The 15,041-nt window shown below is 72.6% G+C and carries 18 protein-coding genes; 12 read left to right on the forward strand and 6 right to left on the reverse strand.

The features are described from left to right. Nucleotides 1-59 precede the first annotated feature (59 nt). Genes BU204_RS20950 through BU204_RS20965 form a run of 4 tightly spaced genes read left to right on the forward strand, consistent with a single transcriptional unit; the run spans nt 60 to nt 2,595 of the window. Nucleotides 60-686, forward strand: a complete 627-nt coding sequence (locus tag BU204_RS20950; protein ID WP_075127414.1) for a lipid droplet-associated protein — start codon at nt 60-62, stop codon at nt 684-686. Next, nucleotides 679-1,935, forward strand: a complete 1,257-nt coding sequence (xseA, locus tag BU204_RS20955) for an exodeoxyribonuclease VII large subunit (protein WP_075127415.1) — start codon at nt 679-681, stop codon at nt 1,933-1,935. Before BU204_RS20950 ends, xseA begins: the two co-directional genes overlap by 8 nt. After that, a complete protein-coding gene (locus tag BU204_RS20960; protein WP_233160441.1) occupies nt 1,922-2,359 on the forward strand; it encodes a sugar ABC transporter substrate-binding protein in 438 nt (145 codons plus the stop codon). The genes xseA and BU204_RS20960 overlap by 14 nt, the downstream gene beginning before the upstream one ends. Further along, on the forward strand, nt 2,356-2,595 hold the full coding sequence (locus BU204_RS20965; protein ID WP_332888584.1) for an exodeoxyribonuclease VII small subunit: 240 nt from the start codon (nt 2,356-2,358) through the stop codon (nt 2,593-2,595). The genes BU204_RS20960 and BU204_RS20965 overlap by 4 nt, the downstream gene beginning before the upstream one ends. Here BU204_RS20965 and BU204_RS20970 read toward each other — a convergent pair. Together BU204_RS20970 and BU204_RS20975 are read right to left on the reverse strand one after the other, a co-directional pair. Further along, on the reverse strand, nt 2,582-3,361 hold the full coding sequence (locus BU204_RS20970; protein WP_075127416.1) for an enoyl-CoA hydratase-related protein: 780 nt from the start codon (nt 3,359-3,361) through the stop codon (nt 2,582-2,584). The genes BU204_RS20965 and BU204_RS20970 overlap by 14 nt on opposite strands. 19 nt (nt 3,362-3,380) lie before the next feature. Continuing rightward, the gene (locus BU204_RS20975) at nt 3,381-4,181 is read right to left on the reverse strand and encodes a PaaX family transcriptional regulator (protein ID WP_075127417.1); all 801 of its coding nucleotides are present in this window, start codon (nt 4,179-4,181) and stop codon (nt 3,381-3,383) included. A gap of 173 nt (nt 4,182-4,354) precedes the next feature. Here BU204_RS20975 and BU204_RS20980 point away from each other — a divergent pair, with 173 nt between their 5' ends. Next, nucleotides 4,355-4,522: a DUF3117 domain-containing protein gene (locus tag BU204_RS20980; RefSeq protein WP_075127418.1), complete on the forward strand. Its 168-nt coding sequence runs from the start codon at nt 4,355-4,357 to the stop codon at nt 4,520-4,522. A gap of 53 nt (nt 4,523-4,575) precedes the next feature. Then, nucleotides 4,576-6,081, forward strand: a complete 1,506-nt coding sequence (locus BU204_RS20985) for a leucyl aminopeptidase family protein (RefSeq protein ID WP_075127419.1) — start codon at nt 4,576-4,578, stop codon at nt 6,079-6,081. Here the strand turns inward: BU204_RS20985 and BU204_RS20990 are convergent. Together BU204_RS20990 and glgA are read right to left on the reverse strand one after the other, a co-directional pair. Beyond that, entirely contained in the window at nt 6,003-6,500 is a 498-nt protein-coding gene (locus BU204_RS20990) for a GtrA family protein (protein ID WP_083661483.1), read from the reverse strand. The genes BU204_RS20985 and BU204_RS20990 overlap by 79 nt on opposite strands. A gap of 80 nt (nt 6,501-6,580) precedes the next feature. Further along, nucleotides 6,581-7,741 carry a glycogen synthase gene (gene glgA / locus BU204_RS20995; protein WP_075127421.1) on the reverse strand — a complete coding sequence of 387 codons (1,161 nt, stop codon included), beginning with the start codon at nt 7,739-7,741 and terminating at the stop codon, nt 6,581-6,583. A gap of 47 nt (nt 7,742-7,788) precedes the next feature. Here glgA and glgC point away from each other — a divergent pair, with 47 nt between their 5' ends. Together glgC and BU204_RS21005 are read left to right on the forward strand one after the other, a co-directional pair. Beyond that, a complete protein-coding gene (glgC, locus tag BU204_RS21000; protein ID WP_075127422.1) occupies nt 7,789-9,006 on the forward strand; it encodes a glucose-1-phosphate adenylyltransferase in 1,218 nt (405 codons plus the stop codon). A 35-nt stretch (nt 9,007-9,041) separates the two neighbouring features. After that, entirely contained in the window at nt 9,042-9,407 is a 366-nt protein-coding gene (locus tag BU204_RS21005; protein ID WP_075127423.1) for a hypothetical protein, read from the forward strand. 13 nt (nt 9,408-9,420) lie between these two features. Here BU204_RS21005 and BU204_RS21010 read toward each other — a convergent pair whose 3' ends face one another. After that, complete coding sequence (locus tag BU204_RS21010) at nt 9,421-10,071, reverse strand: O-methyltransferase (RefSeq protein ID WP_075127424.1); 651 nt, start codon at nt 10,069-10,071, stop codon at nt 9,421-9,423. 191 nt (nt 10,072-10,262) lie between these two features. Here BU204_RS21010 and sigE point away from each other — a divergent pair, with 191 nt between their 5' ends. The 4 genes from sigE to tatB all read left to right on the forward strand — a co-directional run bounded on the left by sigE (nt 10,263) and on the right by tatB (nt 13,611). Continuing rightward, nucleotides 10,263-10,910 (forward strand): RNA polymerase sigma factor SigE, encoded by a 648-nt coding sequence (gene sigE / locus BU204_RS21015; protein WP_083661484.1) that lies wholly within the window; start codon nt 10,263-10,265, stop codon nt 10,908-10,910. Then, the gene (locus BU204_RS21020; RefSeq protein ID WP_083661485.1) at nt 10,907-11,494 is read left to right on the forward strand and encodes an anti-sigma factor family protein; all 588 of its coding nucleotides are present in this window, start codon (nt 10,907-10,909) and stop codon (nt 11,492-11,494) included. Before sigE ends, BU204_RS21020 begins: the two co-directional genes overlap by 4 nt. A 122-nt stretch (nt 11,495-11,616) precedes the next feature. Further along, a complete protein-coding gene (locus tag BU204_RS21025) occupies nt 11,617-13,137 on the forward strand; it encodes a S1C family serine protease (protein WP_075127426.1) in 1,521 nt (506 codons plus the stop codon). A gap of 51 nt (nt 13,138-13,188) precedes the next feature. Continuing rightward, a complete protein-coding gene (gene tatB / locus BU204_RS21030; RefSeq protein WP_075127427.1) occupies nt 13,189-13,611 on the forward strand; it encodes a Sec-independent protein translocase protein TatB in 423 nt (140 codons plus the stop codon). A 200-nt stretch (nt 13,612-13,811) separates the two neighbouring features. Here the strand turns inward: tatB and BU204_RS21035 are convergent, their stop codons facing one another. Continuing rightward, nucleotides 13,812-14,957: an Mrp/NBP35 family ATP-binding protein gene (locus BU204_RS21035; protein WP_075127428.1), complete on the reverse strand. Its 1,146-nt coding sequence runs from the start codon at nt 14,955-14,957 to the stop codon at nt 13,812-13,814. Nucleotides 14,958-15,041: the final 84 nt, after the last annotated feature.

Raw genomic sequence — 15,041 nt, forward strand, 5'->3', positions numbered from 1 at the left:
CAGCCTACGGACCGGACCGGCCGGTAGGCATATCGATTGGACTGAGGCAGGCTAGAGCCATGAAGTCGATCCCGCTCCCGGTTCGGGTGGCCGCCGGCCTCGCCGCCACCGCCCTGGAGCAAGCCCGCACCCTCCCCACCAAGCTCGCCGGCCTGCCCGTCACCGTCGTCAGCCAGGCCCTTCAGGTCTCGATGCGGGTCCAGCAGCAGGTCACCGAGCTGGCCATCCGGGGCGACGAGGTGCTCGCCGGCCTGCGCCCGGTCGAGGAGACGCCGGAGTGGGCGACGTTCGACGAGGACCTCGACGACGACACCGCGGCGGCACCCCGTCCGTCGGCGTTCGACCGGGTCTCGACCGAGACCGCCGAGACCGCCGAGGACGACGATGTGACGGAGCTCGCCGACGTCACCGACCTCACCCGGCGGACCAACGGTTTCGTCGGCGCGGACCCCTGGGTGCAGGAGGAACGCGCGCTCGTGGAGGAGGCCGGCGCGCGCGAGCTCGACCTCGTCACCGCCGAGAACTACGACCACCTGTCGCTGCCCCAGCTGCGGGCCCGGCTCCGTCGCTTCTCCGTCGAGGAGCTCACCGAGCTGCTCGAGTACGAGCGCGCGCACGGCAACCGTCCCTCGTTCGTGGGCATGCTGACCCGCCGGATCGCGACAGTGCGCGACAGCGGTGAGTGAACCGACCACCTCCCCCGAGAAGCCCTGGCCGGTCCGGACGGTCGCACGCAAGATCGCCGACTGGATCAACCGGCTGGGCGACATCTGGGTGGAGGGCCAGGTCACCCAGATCTCCAACCGCCCAGGCACCGGCACCGCGTTCCTCACGCTGCGGGACCCGGCGGCCGACGTCTCGATGACCGTGACCTGCGCCACGGGCCTCCTGCGCGAGCAGCCGCTCTCCGACGGCACCCGGGTCGTCGTGCACGCCCGCCCGGCCTTCTTCATCGGCCGCGGCACGCTCAGCCTGCGCGCCGACGAGATCCGCGCGGTGGGTATCGGCGAGCTGCTCGCCCGCATCGAGCGGTTGCGCAAGCTGCTCGCCGCCGAGGGGATCTTCGACCCGCGGCGCAAGCGCCGGCCGCCGTTCCTGCCGCACACGGTCGGGCTGGTCACCGGCCGCGCCTCGGCCGCGGAGAAGGACGTGCTGACCAACGCCAGGGCGCGCTGGCCGGCGGTCCGGTTCCGGGTGGAGAACGTCGCCGTGCAGGGCGCGCTCGCGGTGCCGCAGATCGTCGACGCCCTGTCCGCACTCGACCGGGACAGGAACGTGCAGGTCATCGTGATCGCCCGGGGCGGCGGCAGCGTGGAGGACCTGCTGCCGTTCTCCGACGAGACGCTATGCCGCGCGGTCGCGGACTGCCGCACGCCGGTGCTCAGCGCGATCGGCCACGAGCAGGACACCCCGTTGCTCGACCACGTCGCCGACGTCCGCTGCTCCACGCCCACCGACGCCGGCAAACGGGTCGTGCCCGACATCGCCGAGGAGTCGGCACGGGTCCGCCAGCTGCGCGACCGGGCGCGGCGAGCCCTGCACGGGTGGGTGGACCGGGAGCGCCGCCTGCTCGCCGCCCTGTGCAGCCGTCCCGTCCTGGCCGACCCGCTGACCCCGCTCGAACAGCGGAGCGCACAGGTGGACGCGCTCGTCGAGCGGTCACGTCGTGCCGTCCGCGGGTTGGTGGCCACGGAGCGTTCCGCCCTGGACCACACGCGTGCCCGCTTGACGACGTTGGGACCAGCCGCCACGCTTGCCCGCGGGTACGCGGTTGTGCAGCGGGTAGCCGAGGACGGGCACCCGCGGGTGCTCCGCTCGACCCAGGAGGCGCCGGAGGGGGCCCGACTTCGGGTCCGGGTCGCGGACGGCGCGGTGCACGCAACGGTGTCCCGGCGCGAGCCGAGCGCGAGTGGAGGTAGCGGTGCCGAGGCTTGAGCGTGACCCCACCTTCCTGCCGTTGACCATCAGCGCCACGTCCACGGTCGCCAGGGCCGTCGCCCGCACGCCCGACCTGCGTGCGACGGCCGAGCTGGTCCGCGACAGCGCCCGCCGCGCCGACGCCGCGGCGGCCGAGTGCTGGGCGGCGCTGTGCGCGGGCTGTGACGCGCCGGGACGGCGGGTGCTGCCCAACCGCCTGCGTGAGCTGTCCGAGGCGACCTCGGCCTACGCCGGCACCCGCTGGTGGTTCGGTCGCGGCTCGCAGCAACGGGAGCGGGTGTCGAGCGCGCTGGCGCGCATCGAGGAGGCCGTCGCCGAGCGGGACGGGGCCGACTTCGCCGAGGCGTTCGTCGGCTACGACCAGGCGGTGGCTACGGTGCTGGTGAACTCCCACTCCCGATTGGAGACCCCGGCTCAGTGACCGACGATCTGAACTACGAGCAGGCTCGCGACGAGCTGGCCGAGGTGGTCGCCAGGCTGGAGACGGGCGGGTTGTCGCTCGAGGACTCGCTCGCGCTCTGGGAGCGCGGCGAGGCGCTCGCCAAGATCTGCGACCAGCACCTGGCCGGCGCCCGCGAGCGCATCGAGAGCGCCCTCGCCGCCGCCGAGTCGGAGGGCTCAGCGGCGGCTGAGGGGTCGGGCGTCAGCGCCCGGTGAACGTGGGCTCGCGCTTGGCCACGAACGCGTCCACGGCCTCCCGGTGGTCCGACGTCCCGCCGAGCAGGTTCTGACCGGCGCCCTCGCAGGCCAGCGCGCTCTCCAGGTCCGCACCCGCACCCACCAGCAGCGCCTCCTTGATCTTGCCGTAGCCCGTCGTCGGGCCGGTGGCCATCCGCGCGGCCAGCTCGTGCGCCGTGGCCAGGGCGTCGTCGGCGACCTGGGTGATCATGCCGACGGCCAGGGCCTGCTCCGCGGTCACCGGATTGGCCAGCAGCATCAGCTCCATGGCCCGGCCGTAGCCGACCAGCCGGGGCAGGGTCCAGGACGCCCCTGAGTCCGCGGTCAGCCCGATCGTGGCGAAGGCCATCAGGAACTTCGCCGACGGGGCCGCGACCCGCAGGTCGCAGGCGTAGGCGAAGGACGCGCCGGCGCCGGCGGCCATCCCGTTGACCGCCGCGATCACCGGCTTGGGCATCCCGGTGAGCGCGCGCACGATCGGGTTGTAGTGCTTGGCCACGGTCTCGAACGGCGTCGGGTCCTCGGCCCGCAGCGCGGCGACGTGCTCCTTGAGGTCCTGGCCCGCGCAGAACGCCTTGCCGGCACCGGTGAGCACGACCGCGCGCACCGACGGGTCGGTCCCGGCCTCGGTCAGCGCGGCCAGCAGCAGCTCCTTGAGCTCGACGGTCAGCGAGTTGAACGACTCCGGCCGGTTCAGCGTGAGCGTGCGGACTCCGTCGCGGTCGTCGACCAGAAGAGCGGGCAAGGTGTCCTACCTCCACGTGTCATGCGCTGGATCGCGCGCGGGTACCTCGGGTCAGGCAGTCGGTGAGGAAGGTCTCGGCGGCACCGGCCAGCCGCGCGGTCTCCCCGTCGAAGAACTCGGCCGCCGCGGTCCCCGGCCAGTCCTGCGGCAGCAGCGACGGGGGCAGGCCCGGGTCGCGGAACAGGAACTTGCGCCAGGCGTGCAGCAGCCGCTGGGAGGCGGCGAACGCCGCCGCCGGCACCGAGCCGTCTACTGCGGACAGCTCGGGTCGCCACCGGGTCACGAACGCGGCGTAGTCGGCGCCCAGCGCCGGCAGGTCCCACGCCCGCGCGGCCAGCTCGGCGTCGTCGCCGTCGTGCTCGCCGAGGAAGGCGCGGACGGTCAGCCCTTCCGCTGCCAGGACCTCTTCCAGCTCGGCCGACGGACGCGGCGCCACCCAGGTCGCCGGGCCGAGCGGTCCGTAGCCGAGCAGTCGCAGCGACGAGTCGAGGCGCTCCCTGGCCGTGCGCGACGGGAGCTCCTCGAGCACCAGCACCTGCCACCGCCCATCCCAAGTAGAGGGTCGGGTGCGGTAGATGCGTGCGGCGGCCTCGTCCAGCCGGCGTTCGGCCCGCCTGGTCAGCGCGTAACCCGGGCCGTCGGCCAGCCGTACGGGGCGCAACCAGTCCTGACGGACCATTCTGGACACGGCGGTGCGGATCGCCGGGGCCTCGAACCCCAGCGGCTCGAGCAGGCGCACCAGTGCGGCGATGGCGGCCGAGCCACCTCGCGCCCGGAGGTAGCTGCCGTAGACGTCGAACAGCGCGGACCTGGCTCGCACGATTTTCGAGTCTGTCAGCCGTCACGCTGCCCGCGCCAGTGCATAACGGCCGGTCATCGACACGCAGTTGATCGGTTCGATTTCACCGGCGAGATGGCATGGGGGAGAATGTCGTCGTCTTCGGCCGGGTCGGCCCCGTCCGAAGCGGCAGGCTATGACGGAGGGAGCACGCTATGGCGGCCATGAAGCCCCGGACCGGTGACGGTCCCCTCGAGGTGACCAAGGAGGGTAGGGGCATCGTGATGCGCGTCCCGCTCGAGGGTGGTGGACGCCTCGTCGTCGAAATGTCGGCGGAGGAGGCAAGCGCTCTCGGGGACGCGCTGAAGGCCGCCGCGGGCTGAGTCGTGTCCGGAGTGGAGGGCAGGGCCTGGCGCTTCGTGGAGTAGGAGGAGACGTGGTTTCGTCGGTGCCCGCCGTGCCGACGGCGCTTCCCCAGGTAGAGGTCGTCCCCACCGTCCGGCGGGCCGATCCGCTGGCGGTCGTCGTGAACGCGGCCGACCGCTCGGTCCCCGGCCGGGAGGCCGACCTTACCGAGGAGTGGGCCGACACCGTCGGGCTGACCGGCAAGGCCGGCGAGGTCCACGCCGGACCGGTGGGCTCCGCAGTGCGCTGGGTCGTCGGGGTGGGGGAGGGAGAACCCGGTGACTGGCGTTGCGCGGGCGGGGCCCTGGCCAGGTCGGTGAACGCCGCCATCGCGAGCGACGACGCCGCCGGTCGCTCCGCGGTGCGGGTCCTCACACTCGAGCTCCCGGACGGGGTGGGCGCCGAGGAGGTCGGACAGCTCGTGCTCGGGCTTCGACTGGGCGGCTACGCGTACGTGATCGGCGCGGAGGCGGCCACGCCGCGGCTGCGCACGGTCCGGCTCGTCGCCGGCGACCGCGACCTCGCCCCCATCGTCGACCGCGCGTCGACGCTGGCCAGGGCGACCGCGCTGGCCAGGGACCTGGCCAACACCCCGTCCAACGTCAAGGACCCGGCCTGGCTGGCCAGGATGGCCGAGCGCACCGCGGGCCGTGCGCCCGGCGTGCGGGTCACCGTCCACGACGAGCGCTGGCTCGCCGAGCAGGGCTTCGGCGGGGTGCTCGCGGTCGGCGGCGGGTCGACCCGTCCGCCGCGGCTGGTCGAGCTGACCTACGCCTCCCGCCGTGACGCCCCGCACGTCGTCCTGGTCGGCAAGGGCATCACGTTCGACACCGGTGGCATCTCGGTGAAGCCCGCCGACGGGATGCACCTGATGCGCACCGACATGGCGGGTGGGGCCGCGGTGATCGCCGCGGTCGAGGCGCTCGCCGCGCTCGCCCCGGACGTGCGGGTGACCGCGCTGGTGCCGTGTGCGGAGAACCACCTGTCCGGCTCGGCCTACCGCCCCGGTGACGTCGTCCGGCACTTCGGCGGGCGAACGACCGCGGTCACCAACACCGACGCCGAGGGGCGGATGGTCATGGCCGACGCGATCGCCTACGCGGTGGCCCGGCTGTCCCCCGACCTGCTCGTGGACGTGGCGACGCTGACCGGGGCGATGAAGGTCTCACTCGGCCTGCGCACCGGCGGGGTGTTCGCCAGCGAGGACGGGGTCTGGGAGCGGGTGTCCTCGGCGGGCTCCCGAGCCGGCGAGCGCTGGTGGCGGATGCCGCTCGGCTCGGACGCCGTCACGGTCGCGGACGAGTTCGCCGAGACGGTGCACGACGCCGGCATCGCCGACGTCGCCCAGTCGCCGCAGGGCCCGGGCGCCATCGCGGCGGCCATGTTCCTGCGTGAGTTCACCGGCGGGCTGCCGTGGGCGCACCTGGACATCGCGGGGCCGGCCCGCGCCGAGCGGCCCTACGACGAGGTGGCGGCCGGTGCGACCGGGTTCGCCGCCCGGACCCTGGTGGAGCTGGTGGCGGCGTACGAGGGGTGAGCGAACGCCCGCTCGAACAGGGCGAACTTCACCAGGAACACCGGCCCGCTCGCGGCCAGGTAGCTGACCGCCAGCATCACCGCGCGCCAGCCCTGCTCGGTCACCATCGGCAGCAGCGCCTCCTCGGCGAGCGTGGTCAACCCGATCGAGGCCACGCCGCTGAGCAGGGTCACGGTGAAGTAGGTGGTGAGCTGGCTGCCGAGGCGGGCCGGCTCGGTGTCCCGCCAGGCCCAGTACCGCACCATCAGGAAGTGCGGGACGGAGCCGGCGAGGAACGCGATCGTGCTGGCCGTGGTCGCCCCGTCGCTCCAGCCGGTCCAGTAGAGGGTCAACAGGACCAACTGGCTGATGCCGGTGGCGATCGCGGACGCCACCGTGAACCGCGCCAGGCGGATGCGGAGCCGTGATCTCTGTGCCACACGGCCAAGCTAGTGGCTGCCCGCTGAACACGCTCTCAGGAACAACCCCGGGTTCACCCGGTACGCGTCCCCGAGGGACCTCAGGGCAGCACGGACCGGTAGACCTCGACGGTCCTGGCCGCGGCACCGGCCCAGGAGAACTCGCGCTCGGCCCGCTCGCGGCCGGCGGCACCCATCGCCCGCGCCCGGTCCGGGTCGGCCAGCAGCTCGTTCACCGCATCGGCCAGGCCCACCCGGAAGGTGGACTCGTCCTCCCGGTCGTAGTGCACCAGCAGGCCCGTCCGCCCGTCCTCGACGACCTCGGGGATGCCCCCCACGTCGGAGGCGACCACCGCTGTGCCGCAGGCCATCGCCTCGAGGTTGACGATGCCGAGCGGCTCGTAGACCGACGGGCACACGAACACCGTCGCGTGGCTGAGCAGCTGGCGCACCTCCGCCGGCTGCAGCATCTTCTGCAGCCAGAACACTCCGGGCCGCGCGGCCGCGAGCTCGGAGACGGCGGTGCGGGTCTCCTCGGCGATCTCCGGGGTGTCCGGGGCGCCGGCGCAGAGCACGAGCTGGGCGCCCTGGTCGATCTGGTGTGCCGCGGCGATCAGGTGCGCGAGGCCCTTCTGACGGGTGATCCGCCCCACGAACACGACGAGCGGCCGGTTGGGGTCGACGCCGTGGTGACGCAGCGCGTCGTCCTCGGTCACCGGGTGGTAGGCGGTCGAGTCGATGCCGTTGCGGACCACCCGCACCCGGTCGGGGTCCAGCGCCGGGTAGCAGTCGAGCACGTCGGCCCGCATGCCCTCGCTGACCGCGATCACCGCGTCGGCCGCCTCGTAGCAGGTCCGCTCCACCCAGGAGGAGAGCCGGTAGCCGCCGCCGAGCTGCTCGGCCTTCCAGGGCCGGCGCGGCTCCAGCGAGTGCGCGGTGACCACGTGCGGGATGTCATAGAGGAGCTTGGCAAGGTGACCTGCGAGGTTGGCGTACCAGGTGTGCGAGTGCACGAGGTCGAGGCCCTCGGCGGCGGCGGCGATGGACAGGTCCGCCGAGAGCGTGCGCAGTGCCTGGTTGGCGTGCTCGAGCCCGGCCGCCGGGTTGTGCGAGTGGACACCCTCCGCCGAACGCGGCGCGCCGAACGCGTGGACGTCGACGTCGACCAGCTCGCGCAACCGCGGCACGAGGAACTCGACGTGAACACCCGCCCCGCCGTAGACCTCGGGCGGGAACTCTCTTGTTAGCAGACCAACACGCACAAGGCTCAAGGTAGCCCTGATCGGCCACGCACGGTTAGGGTCAGCTCGTGAAGGGCCAGCCGCACGTGCTCGCGATCGTGCTCGCCGGTGGCGAGGGGAAGCGGCTGTGGCCGCTGACCGCCGACCGGGCGAAGCCCGCGGTCCCCTTCGGGGGCAACTACCGGCTCATCGACTTCGTCCTGTCGAACCTCGTCAACGCCGGCTACCACCGCCTGTGCGTGCTGACCCAGTACAAGTCGCACTCGCTGGACCGGCACATCTCCACGACCTGGCGGCTGTCCAGCGTGCTCGGGCAGTACATCACGCCGGTACCGGCCCAGCAGCGGCTCGGCCCGCGCTGGTACACCGGCAGCGCCGACGCCATCTACCAGTCGCTCAACCTCGTCTACGACGAGCGACCCGACCAGATCGTGGTGTTCGGCGCCGACCACGTCTACCGGATGGACCCCTCGCAGATGGTCGCCCAGCACGTCGACTCCGGCGCGGGGGTGACCGTGGCCGGGATCCGGGTGCCGCGGGCGGAGGCCAAGGCGTTCGGCTGCATCGACTCCGACGAGCACGGGCGGATCACCCGCTTCCTGGAGAAGCCGAGCGACCCGCCGCACGTCCCGGACGACCCCGAGGTCACGTTCGCCTCGATGGGCAACTACGTCTTCCGCACCGAGGTGCTGCTCGACGCCCTGCGCGCGGACGCCGCGAACCCCGAGTCCATGCACGACATGGGCGGCGACATCATCCCGATGCTGGTCGGCGAGGGGGCGGCGATGGTCTACGACTTCGACGAGAACGAGGTGCCCGGCGCCACCGAGCGTGACCGGGGCTACTGGCGCGACGTCGGGACCCTCGACGCCTACTACGAGTCCCACCTGGACCTGGTGTCGGTGCACCCGGTGTTCAACCTGTACAACCACCGCTGGCCGATCCGAACCGCGACCCCGCCGCTGCCGCCGGCCAAGTTCGTCAACTCGGGAACCGCGGTCGAGTCCATGGTCGGGCCGGGCTCGATCATCTCCGGTGCGACCGTGCGGGAGTCCGTGATCAGCGCGGACGTCGTGATCGACGACGGCGCGACGGTCGAGGGCAGCGTGCTGCTCCCCGGGGCCAGGGTGGGCAAGGGCGCGGTCGTACGCCGCGCGATCCTGGACAAGAACGTCTCGGTGCTCGACGGAGCGCAGATCGGCGTCGACCTGGCCGCCGACCGGCACCGGTTCACGGTCAGCCCGGGCGGGATCGTCGTTCTCGGCAAGGGCGAAAGAGCGGAATAGACCCCCCGGGCGCGGTCAGCCGATACCGTGGGTGCATGCCGGACGACCCGCCGCCCGAGCCCCCGTCCGCCGACCCCGCGCAGCCCTCCTGGACCCAGCCCCCGGAGCAGGCCCCGCAGCCCTCGCAGCAGGCCGACCCGTTCGGGGCCGTCTGGAGCATGTCCCCGGTCGCCGACGCCCGCGCCGCCGGTCGGGCCGGCCGGCGGCGCAGCGACCTGCGGCTCGGCGCCGGTCTCGTCGGCGGACTGTTGATCTTCTTCCCGTTCGGCCTGATCGCGACCATCCTGTGGGGCTGGTGGGAAGGCGAGGCGAACTGGGGCAGCGGGGGCTGGGTCAACGTGCTGATCGGCGCGGCTGCCGGCTTCGCCGTCGGCGCGGTGGTCGCGTCCTCCCAGGACTGAGCCGCTTCGTCGCTCAGTGGTTCTTCGCGGCGAGCAGCAGTCCGTCGCCGAGCGGAAGCATGACTGGGACCAGTCGGTCGTCCTCGCGGACGGCCCTGGCGACCTCGCGCAGGGCGACGGTCTCCGCGTCGCGCCGGGCGGGGTTGGCCACCCGCCCGGACCACAGCACGCTGTCGAACGCGATCACGCCGCCCGGCCGGAGCAGGCGCACCCCCTGCTCGTGGTAGCTGGGGTACTCGGGTTTGGCGGCGTCGACGTAGAGCAGGTCGTAGGCCTCCTCGGTCAGCCGGGGCAGCACGTCCAACGCCCGGCCCATGATCAGGCGGGTGCGGCCAGGGCCGACGCCGGCGTCGGCGAACGCGCGCTTGGCCGCGCTCTGGTGTTCCGGCTCGACGTCGATCGAGGTCAGCACGCCGTCCGCCGTCATGCCGCGCAGCAGGTAGAGGCCGCTGACCCCGGAGCCCGTGCCGATCTCGACGACCGCCTTGGCCTTCAGTGCGGTCGCCAGGAAGCGCAGCGCCGCCCCGCCGCCGGGGGAGATGGGCGAGCAGCCGAGCTCGACGCCCCTGGCCCGGGCGGTGACCAGCGTGTCGTCCTCGGACAGGTAGCCCTCGACGTAGGCGTTGAGGGCGTCCGAGGCGATCGTCGGCGAATCGGGAGCCACGGAGTGTGAGGTTAGCGTTGTCCGGCGTAGATCGGGTGCACCCGCGGCTACCGGCGGCCGGTCGTTTCTCAGGGGGCTCTCAGGCGGTTCTCACTACCTTCACATGGGGGTCGCGCAGTATCCATGTTTGACGGGGATCGACCAGCGGTACAGGGGCCGCGTAACCGCGGAGGCACAGGGGTGGGAACACGATGAGCAGCGTCGACGTTGAGCACGGCAGTGGGGCTGAAAGCCCTGAGGAGGTGGCAACCCGCCCGATGCACACGCAGTCGACCGAGATCGTGGCCGAGCCCGTCCAGCTGGACGAGGCCGCCTGGACGCCGCCGTCGTGGGACGAGGTCGTGCGCGAGCACGCCGACCGCGTCTACCGGCTTGCCTACCGTCTGACCGGCAACGCCCACGATGCCGAGGACCTCACCCAGGAGACGTTCATCCGGGTGTTCCGGTCGCTCGCCAGCTACAAGCCGGGCACCTTCGAGGGCTGGCTGCACCGCATCACCACCAACCTGTTCCTCGACATGGCCCGCCGCCGCTCGCGGCTGCGCATGGAGGGCCTGCCCGAGGACACCGACCGGCTCGCGGGCGACGACCCGAGCCCGGAGCAGGTGTACGTCGAGACGCACCTCGACCCCGATCTGCAGGCCGCGCTGGACGAGCTGCCCCCGGAGTTCCGTGCGGCGGTCGTGCTCTGTGACGTGGAGGGCCTCTCCTACGAGGAGATCGGTGCCACCCTCGGCGTGAAGTTGGGTACTGTTCGAAGCAGGATCCACCGGGGGCGGCAGGCGTTGCGCGCGTCGCTGGAGCGGCGCAGAGAACTGGTACGGGAGGGTAGGTCGTGACCGACGAGCGCGGTTGGGGTCTGTCCGAGCAGCATCTTCTTCCGGACGTCGTGGTGGCGTTCGTCGACGGCGAGCTGTCGGCGACCGCGCACGACCGCGTGGCGGCCCACATGGCCCGGTGCTCGCAGTGCCTGGCCGACATCGTCGCCCAGCGACAGGCCGCCTCGGCGGTCCAGTCCGCCCACGCGCCGGTCGTGCCGGCCGGTTTACTCGCGACGCTGCGGGCGATACCCCAGCAGGTCGAGATCCCGGCGGCGCCGGACGGCCTCGCGATGACCGAGGACGGGCAGCTGGTCGCGGTGCAACGGCCGGAAGCGATGCCGGCCCCTTTCGGTTCCAGCGCCCCGCTCGGGTCCTCCGCCAAGCTCGGTGAGGGCCGGGCGATACTGGGCCGGCGGCCCAGCCGCCGCACCGCCCAGGGTGCCGGGGTCGTGGTGTCCGGGCTCGTGCTCGGCGCGCTGGCGCTGGTCAGCACCAGCGGTGGCGAGGAGGAGCCCACGCCGGCGACCCCTGAGCCGGATCACCCGGCCGTGTCCGACGCCCAGCTCCAGCAGGCCGGCTACGTGCTGTACACCGGCCGCTGACCTCAGCGTCTGGCAAGACTTACCCCCCACACGGCGCCTTTCCCGCGGTCTGCGCGAGGGAGGCGCCGGTTTCATTTCTCCGCTACGCGCACTTCACCGGTCTTCAGGCAGGCTGAGCAGCGATGAACGAGCAGCAGACGCCCGAGTCGCCGGGCGACCGGCCACGACTCGGGCCGCGTCCGCTGAACCGACCCCCGGTCGACCCGTCGGCCGCCGCCGCGTTCGGCCGGCCGGTCGGCGTGGACGGTGCGTTCTCCCCGCCGCCGGGCGGCCCCTCGGCCGCACGGACGGCGTTCGGTGAGCTGCGCGGCGCGCCGCCGCCGGCGGAGTCGCTGGCGAACGCGTTCGGCCGCCCCTCGGGGACGACCGAGCTGCTCCAGCGTCCTCCGGTCGAGGACGCGCCGGACGGGGTCGACCCGTGGGACGACGAGTCGGCACACGACCCGTGGCGCGACCCAGCCGCAGGCGCGGTGATCGGTCCGCCGGCACTCGGCGCCGACGACGCGGGCGGCCGCGGCGACGGCAAGCGGAAGTCCACCCGCCCGCCCGGCGAGCTGCTCAGCCTGCCCGAGCTGGTGTTCGGCCGCCGGGTGAAGGTGACCGCGCTGCTCACGCTCATGCTGGTGGCCCTGCTGGTCGGTGCCGCCGGCGGGGTGGCGGGCTGGTTCATCGCCCGCGGCGGCGAACGGCTGAACCAGGACGTGACGCTGGCCGAGGTGACGGCCGGCAAGGAGCGCCCGGCCGGGTCCATCGCCGACATCGCCCGGCGCGTGCGGCCAGCCGTGGTCACGATCGTGGTCAGCGACGGCACCACCGCGGTCTCCGGCTCCGGTGCGGTGATCGACAGCAACGGCTACATCGTCACCAACGAGCACGTGGTCACGATCGGTGGCGCGGTGACCAAGGGCCAGGACATCGACGTCGTGTTCAACGAGGGCACCCGCACCAGCGCGGAGCTCGTCGGCATGGACGCGAAGACCGACCTCGCGGTGATCAAGGTGGACGTTCAGAACCCGACGGTCATCCAGCTCGGTCGCTCCTCGGAGCTCCAGGTCGGCGACACCGTGATCGCGATCGGCTCGCCACTGGGTCGCAACGACTCGGTCACCGAGGGGATCGTGAGCGCGCTGAACCGCCCGATGCTCGCCGGCGAGGAGGACGGCGAGCCGGCCGTCTACGACGCCATCCAGACCGACGCCGCCATCAACCAGGGCAACTCGGGTGGGCCGTTGGTCGACTCGACCGGTGCCCTGGTCGGCATCAACTCGTCGATCGCGACCGCCGGGTCGGCGGGCAACGTCGGCCTTGGGTTCGCGATCCCGATCGACTACGCCCGCGGCATTGTCGAGAGCCTGATCCGCGACGGCAAGGTGAACCACGCCGACCTGGGCGTGAACGTGGCCTCGGTCTCGGCCCAGACGGCCGAGGGGGCCCGGGTGCAGAACGTGCGCGACGGCGGTGCGGCGAGCAAGGCCGGTATCCGGCAGGGCGACGTGCTGCGCAAGGTCGCGGACCGACCGATCGCGGACGCCGCCGAGCTGATCGTGGCGGTGCGCTCGCACCAGATCGGCGAACGGGTCGCGGTCGTACTCGCCCGCGAAGGGCGCGAGCTGACCGTTCAGGTGACCCTGCAGTCGGACTGATTGGCTACGCTGTGCAGTAGTTGGGCGAGAGTGGGGCGGAGGAAGGCCACAGTGTTCGACAGCATCGGCTGGGCCGAGATCCTCATCATCATCGTTGCGGGTCTGTTCATCCTGGGGCCGGAACGTCTGCCGTCGGCGGCCGCCTGGCTCGGCCGCAACGTCCGGAAGGTGCGCGAGTACGCCACCGGCGCCCGGGAACAGCTGCGCAACGAGATGGGCGACGACTTCGACGAGCTGCGCAAACCGCTGGAGGACCTGCAGCAGCTGCGCAACTTCGACCCTCGCCGGGCCGTGACGCGTCACCTCTTCGACGATGTGGACGTCTCCAACGGGCACACCAAGCCCAACGGCTACACGCCGCCACCGCCCGCGCAGGAGACCCCCGCTGCCCGGGAGCCGGCCAAGCCCACCCCGGCCGAGCCGCCGGCCGCCTCGGCCGACAAACCCTCGCCGTTCGACCCCGATGCCACCTGACGCTGCGCTAGCCGGGCCGAAAAGCTCCTCGCAGGCAGCGCCGCGGAACTGGGTACTGCTCAGCTGACGAGGTGTCGGGCGAACCGGCATCGGCGAATGTCGCTCAGCTCGCGACCAGCGCTCCGGCAGGCCAGCCGCCCTGCTCCGGCCTCACCAGGCAGGGTGCGGGCCCGACGTCAGCGCCGGGCCCGCGGAGCGCGTCAGGCCGGCGAGACCGACAGCATCCGGCCGGCCAGGCCCCTGGCCCTGGTGGTCAGCCGGCCGGCGATGTCGGACACCACCTTCGATGCCGGTGCGTCCGGGACCGCCGTGACCAGTGGGTTGCCGGCGTCGCCCGCCTCCACGAGCCGCGGGTCCATCGGCACCTTGCCCAGCAGCGGCACCTCCGCGCCCAGCGCCCTGGACAGCGAGTCGGCCACGGTCTGCCCGCCGCCCGAGCCCCAGGGCTCCATCCGCGAACCGTCGGGCAGCTCCAGCCACGACATGTTCTCGATCACGCCGGCCAGCCGCTGCCGGGTCTGCATCGCGATCGCCCCGGCGCGCTCGGCGACCTCCGCTGCCGCCTGCTGTGGCGTCGTGACCACGAGGATCTCCGCGTTCGGGATGAGCTGGGCCACCGAGATGGCGATGTCGCCGGTGCCGGGCGGCAGGTCCAGCAGCAGCACGTCCAGGTCACCCCAGAACACGTCGGCGAGGAACTGCTGGAGTGCCCGGTGCAGCATCGGCCCGCGCCACACGACCGGGGTGTTGCCCTGGGTGAACATCGCGATCGAGATGACCTTCACGCCGTGCGCGTCCGGCGGGAGGATCATCTTCTCCACCCGCGTCGGCCGGCCCCGCACTCCCAGCATGCGGGGCACCGAGTGCCCGTAGATGTCGGCATCGACGACGCCGACCGACAGGCCCCGCGCGGCCATGGCCACGGCGAGGTTCACCGTCAGGCTCGACTTGCCGACGCCGCCCTTCCCGGACGCCACGCAGTACACGCGGGTCAGCGACCCCGGTTCGGCGAACGGGATCCGCGGCTCCTCCGCGTCACCGCGGAGGCTGCGGCGCAGTTCGCTCCGCTGCTGGTCGCTCATCACGTCCATCTCGACAGTGACATGGCGCACACCGGGGACGGCCGACACGGCCGCGGTCACGTCGTTGGTGATCTTGTCGCGGAGGGGACAGCCCGACACCGTCAGGAAGATCTCGACGTGAACAGCGCCGTTGTCGCCAATCGTCACGTTCTTGACCATGCCGAGGTCGGTGATCGGCTTGTGGATCTCCGGGTCCTGCACGCCGGCCAACGCCGCACGCACGGCCTCGACGTCGGGAACCCGAGTTGGCTCGCTGGTCGTCACACATCCCATGCTACGGCTATTCCTCCCCCGCCCGTTCCGTGACCGCCGCGGCGCTGGTGCATGTGGACACACGCATTCCGTAAC

Origin of the sequence: Actinophytocola xanthii (assembly GCF_001921205.1) — a bacterium.
GTDB lineage: Bacteria > Actinomycetota > Actinomycetes > Mycobacteriales > Pseudonocardiaceae > Actinophytocola > Actinophytocola xanthii.

What these genes read in the sequence shown, in the direction of transcription:
- BU204_RS21025 (WP_075127426.1), top strand. Translation starts at nt 11,617, where the DNA reads ATGAACGAGCAGCAGACGCCCGAGTCGCCGGGCGACCGGCCACGACTC.
- BU204_RS20950 (WP_075127414.1), top strand. Translation starts at nt 60, where the DNA reads ATGAAGTCGATCCCGCTCCCGGTTCGGGTGGCCGCCGGCCTCGCCGCC.
- BU204_RS21005 (WP_075127423.1), top strand. Translation starts at nt 9,042, where the DNA reads ATGCCGGACGACCCGCCGCCCGAGCCCCCGTCCGCCGACCCCGCGCAG.
- sigE (WP_083661484.1), top strand. Translation starts at nt 10,263, where the DNA reads ATGAGCAGCGTCGACGTTGAGCACGGCAGTGGGGCTGAAAGCCCTGAG.
- BU204_RS20980 (WP_075127418.1), top strand. Translation starts at nt 4,355, where the DNA reads ATGGCGGCCATGAAGCCCCGGACCGGTGACGGTCCCCTCGAGGTGACC.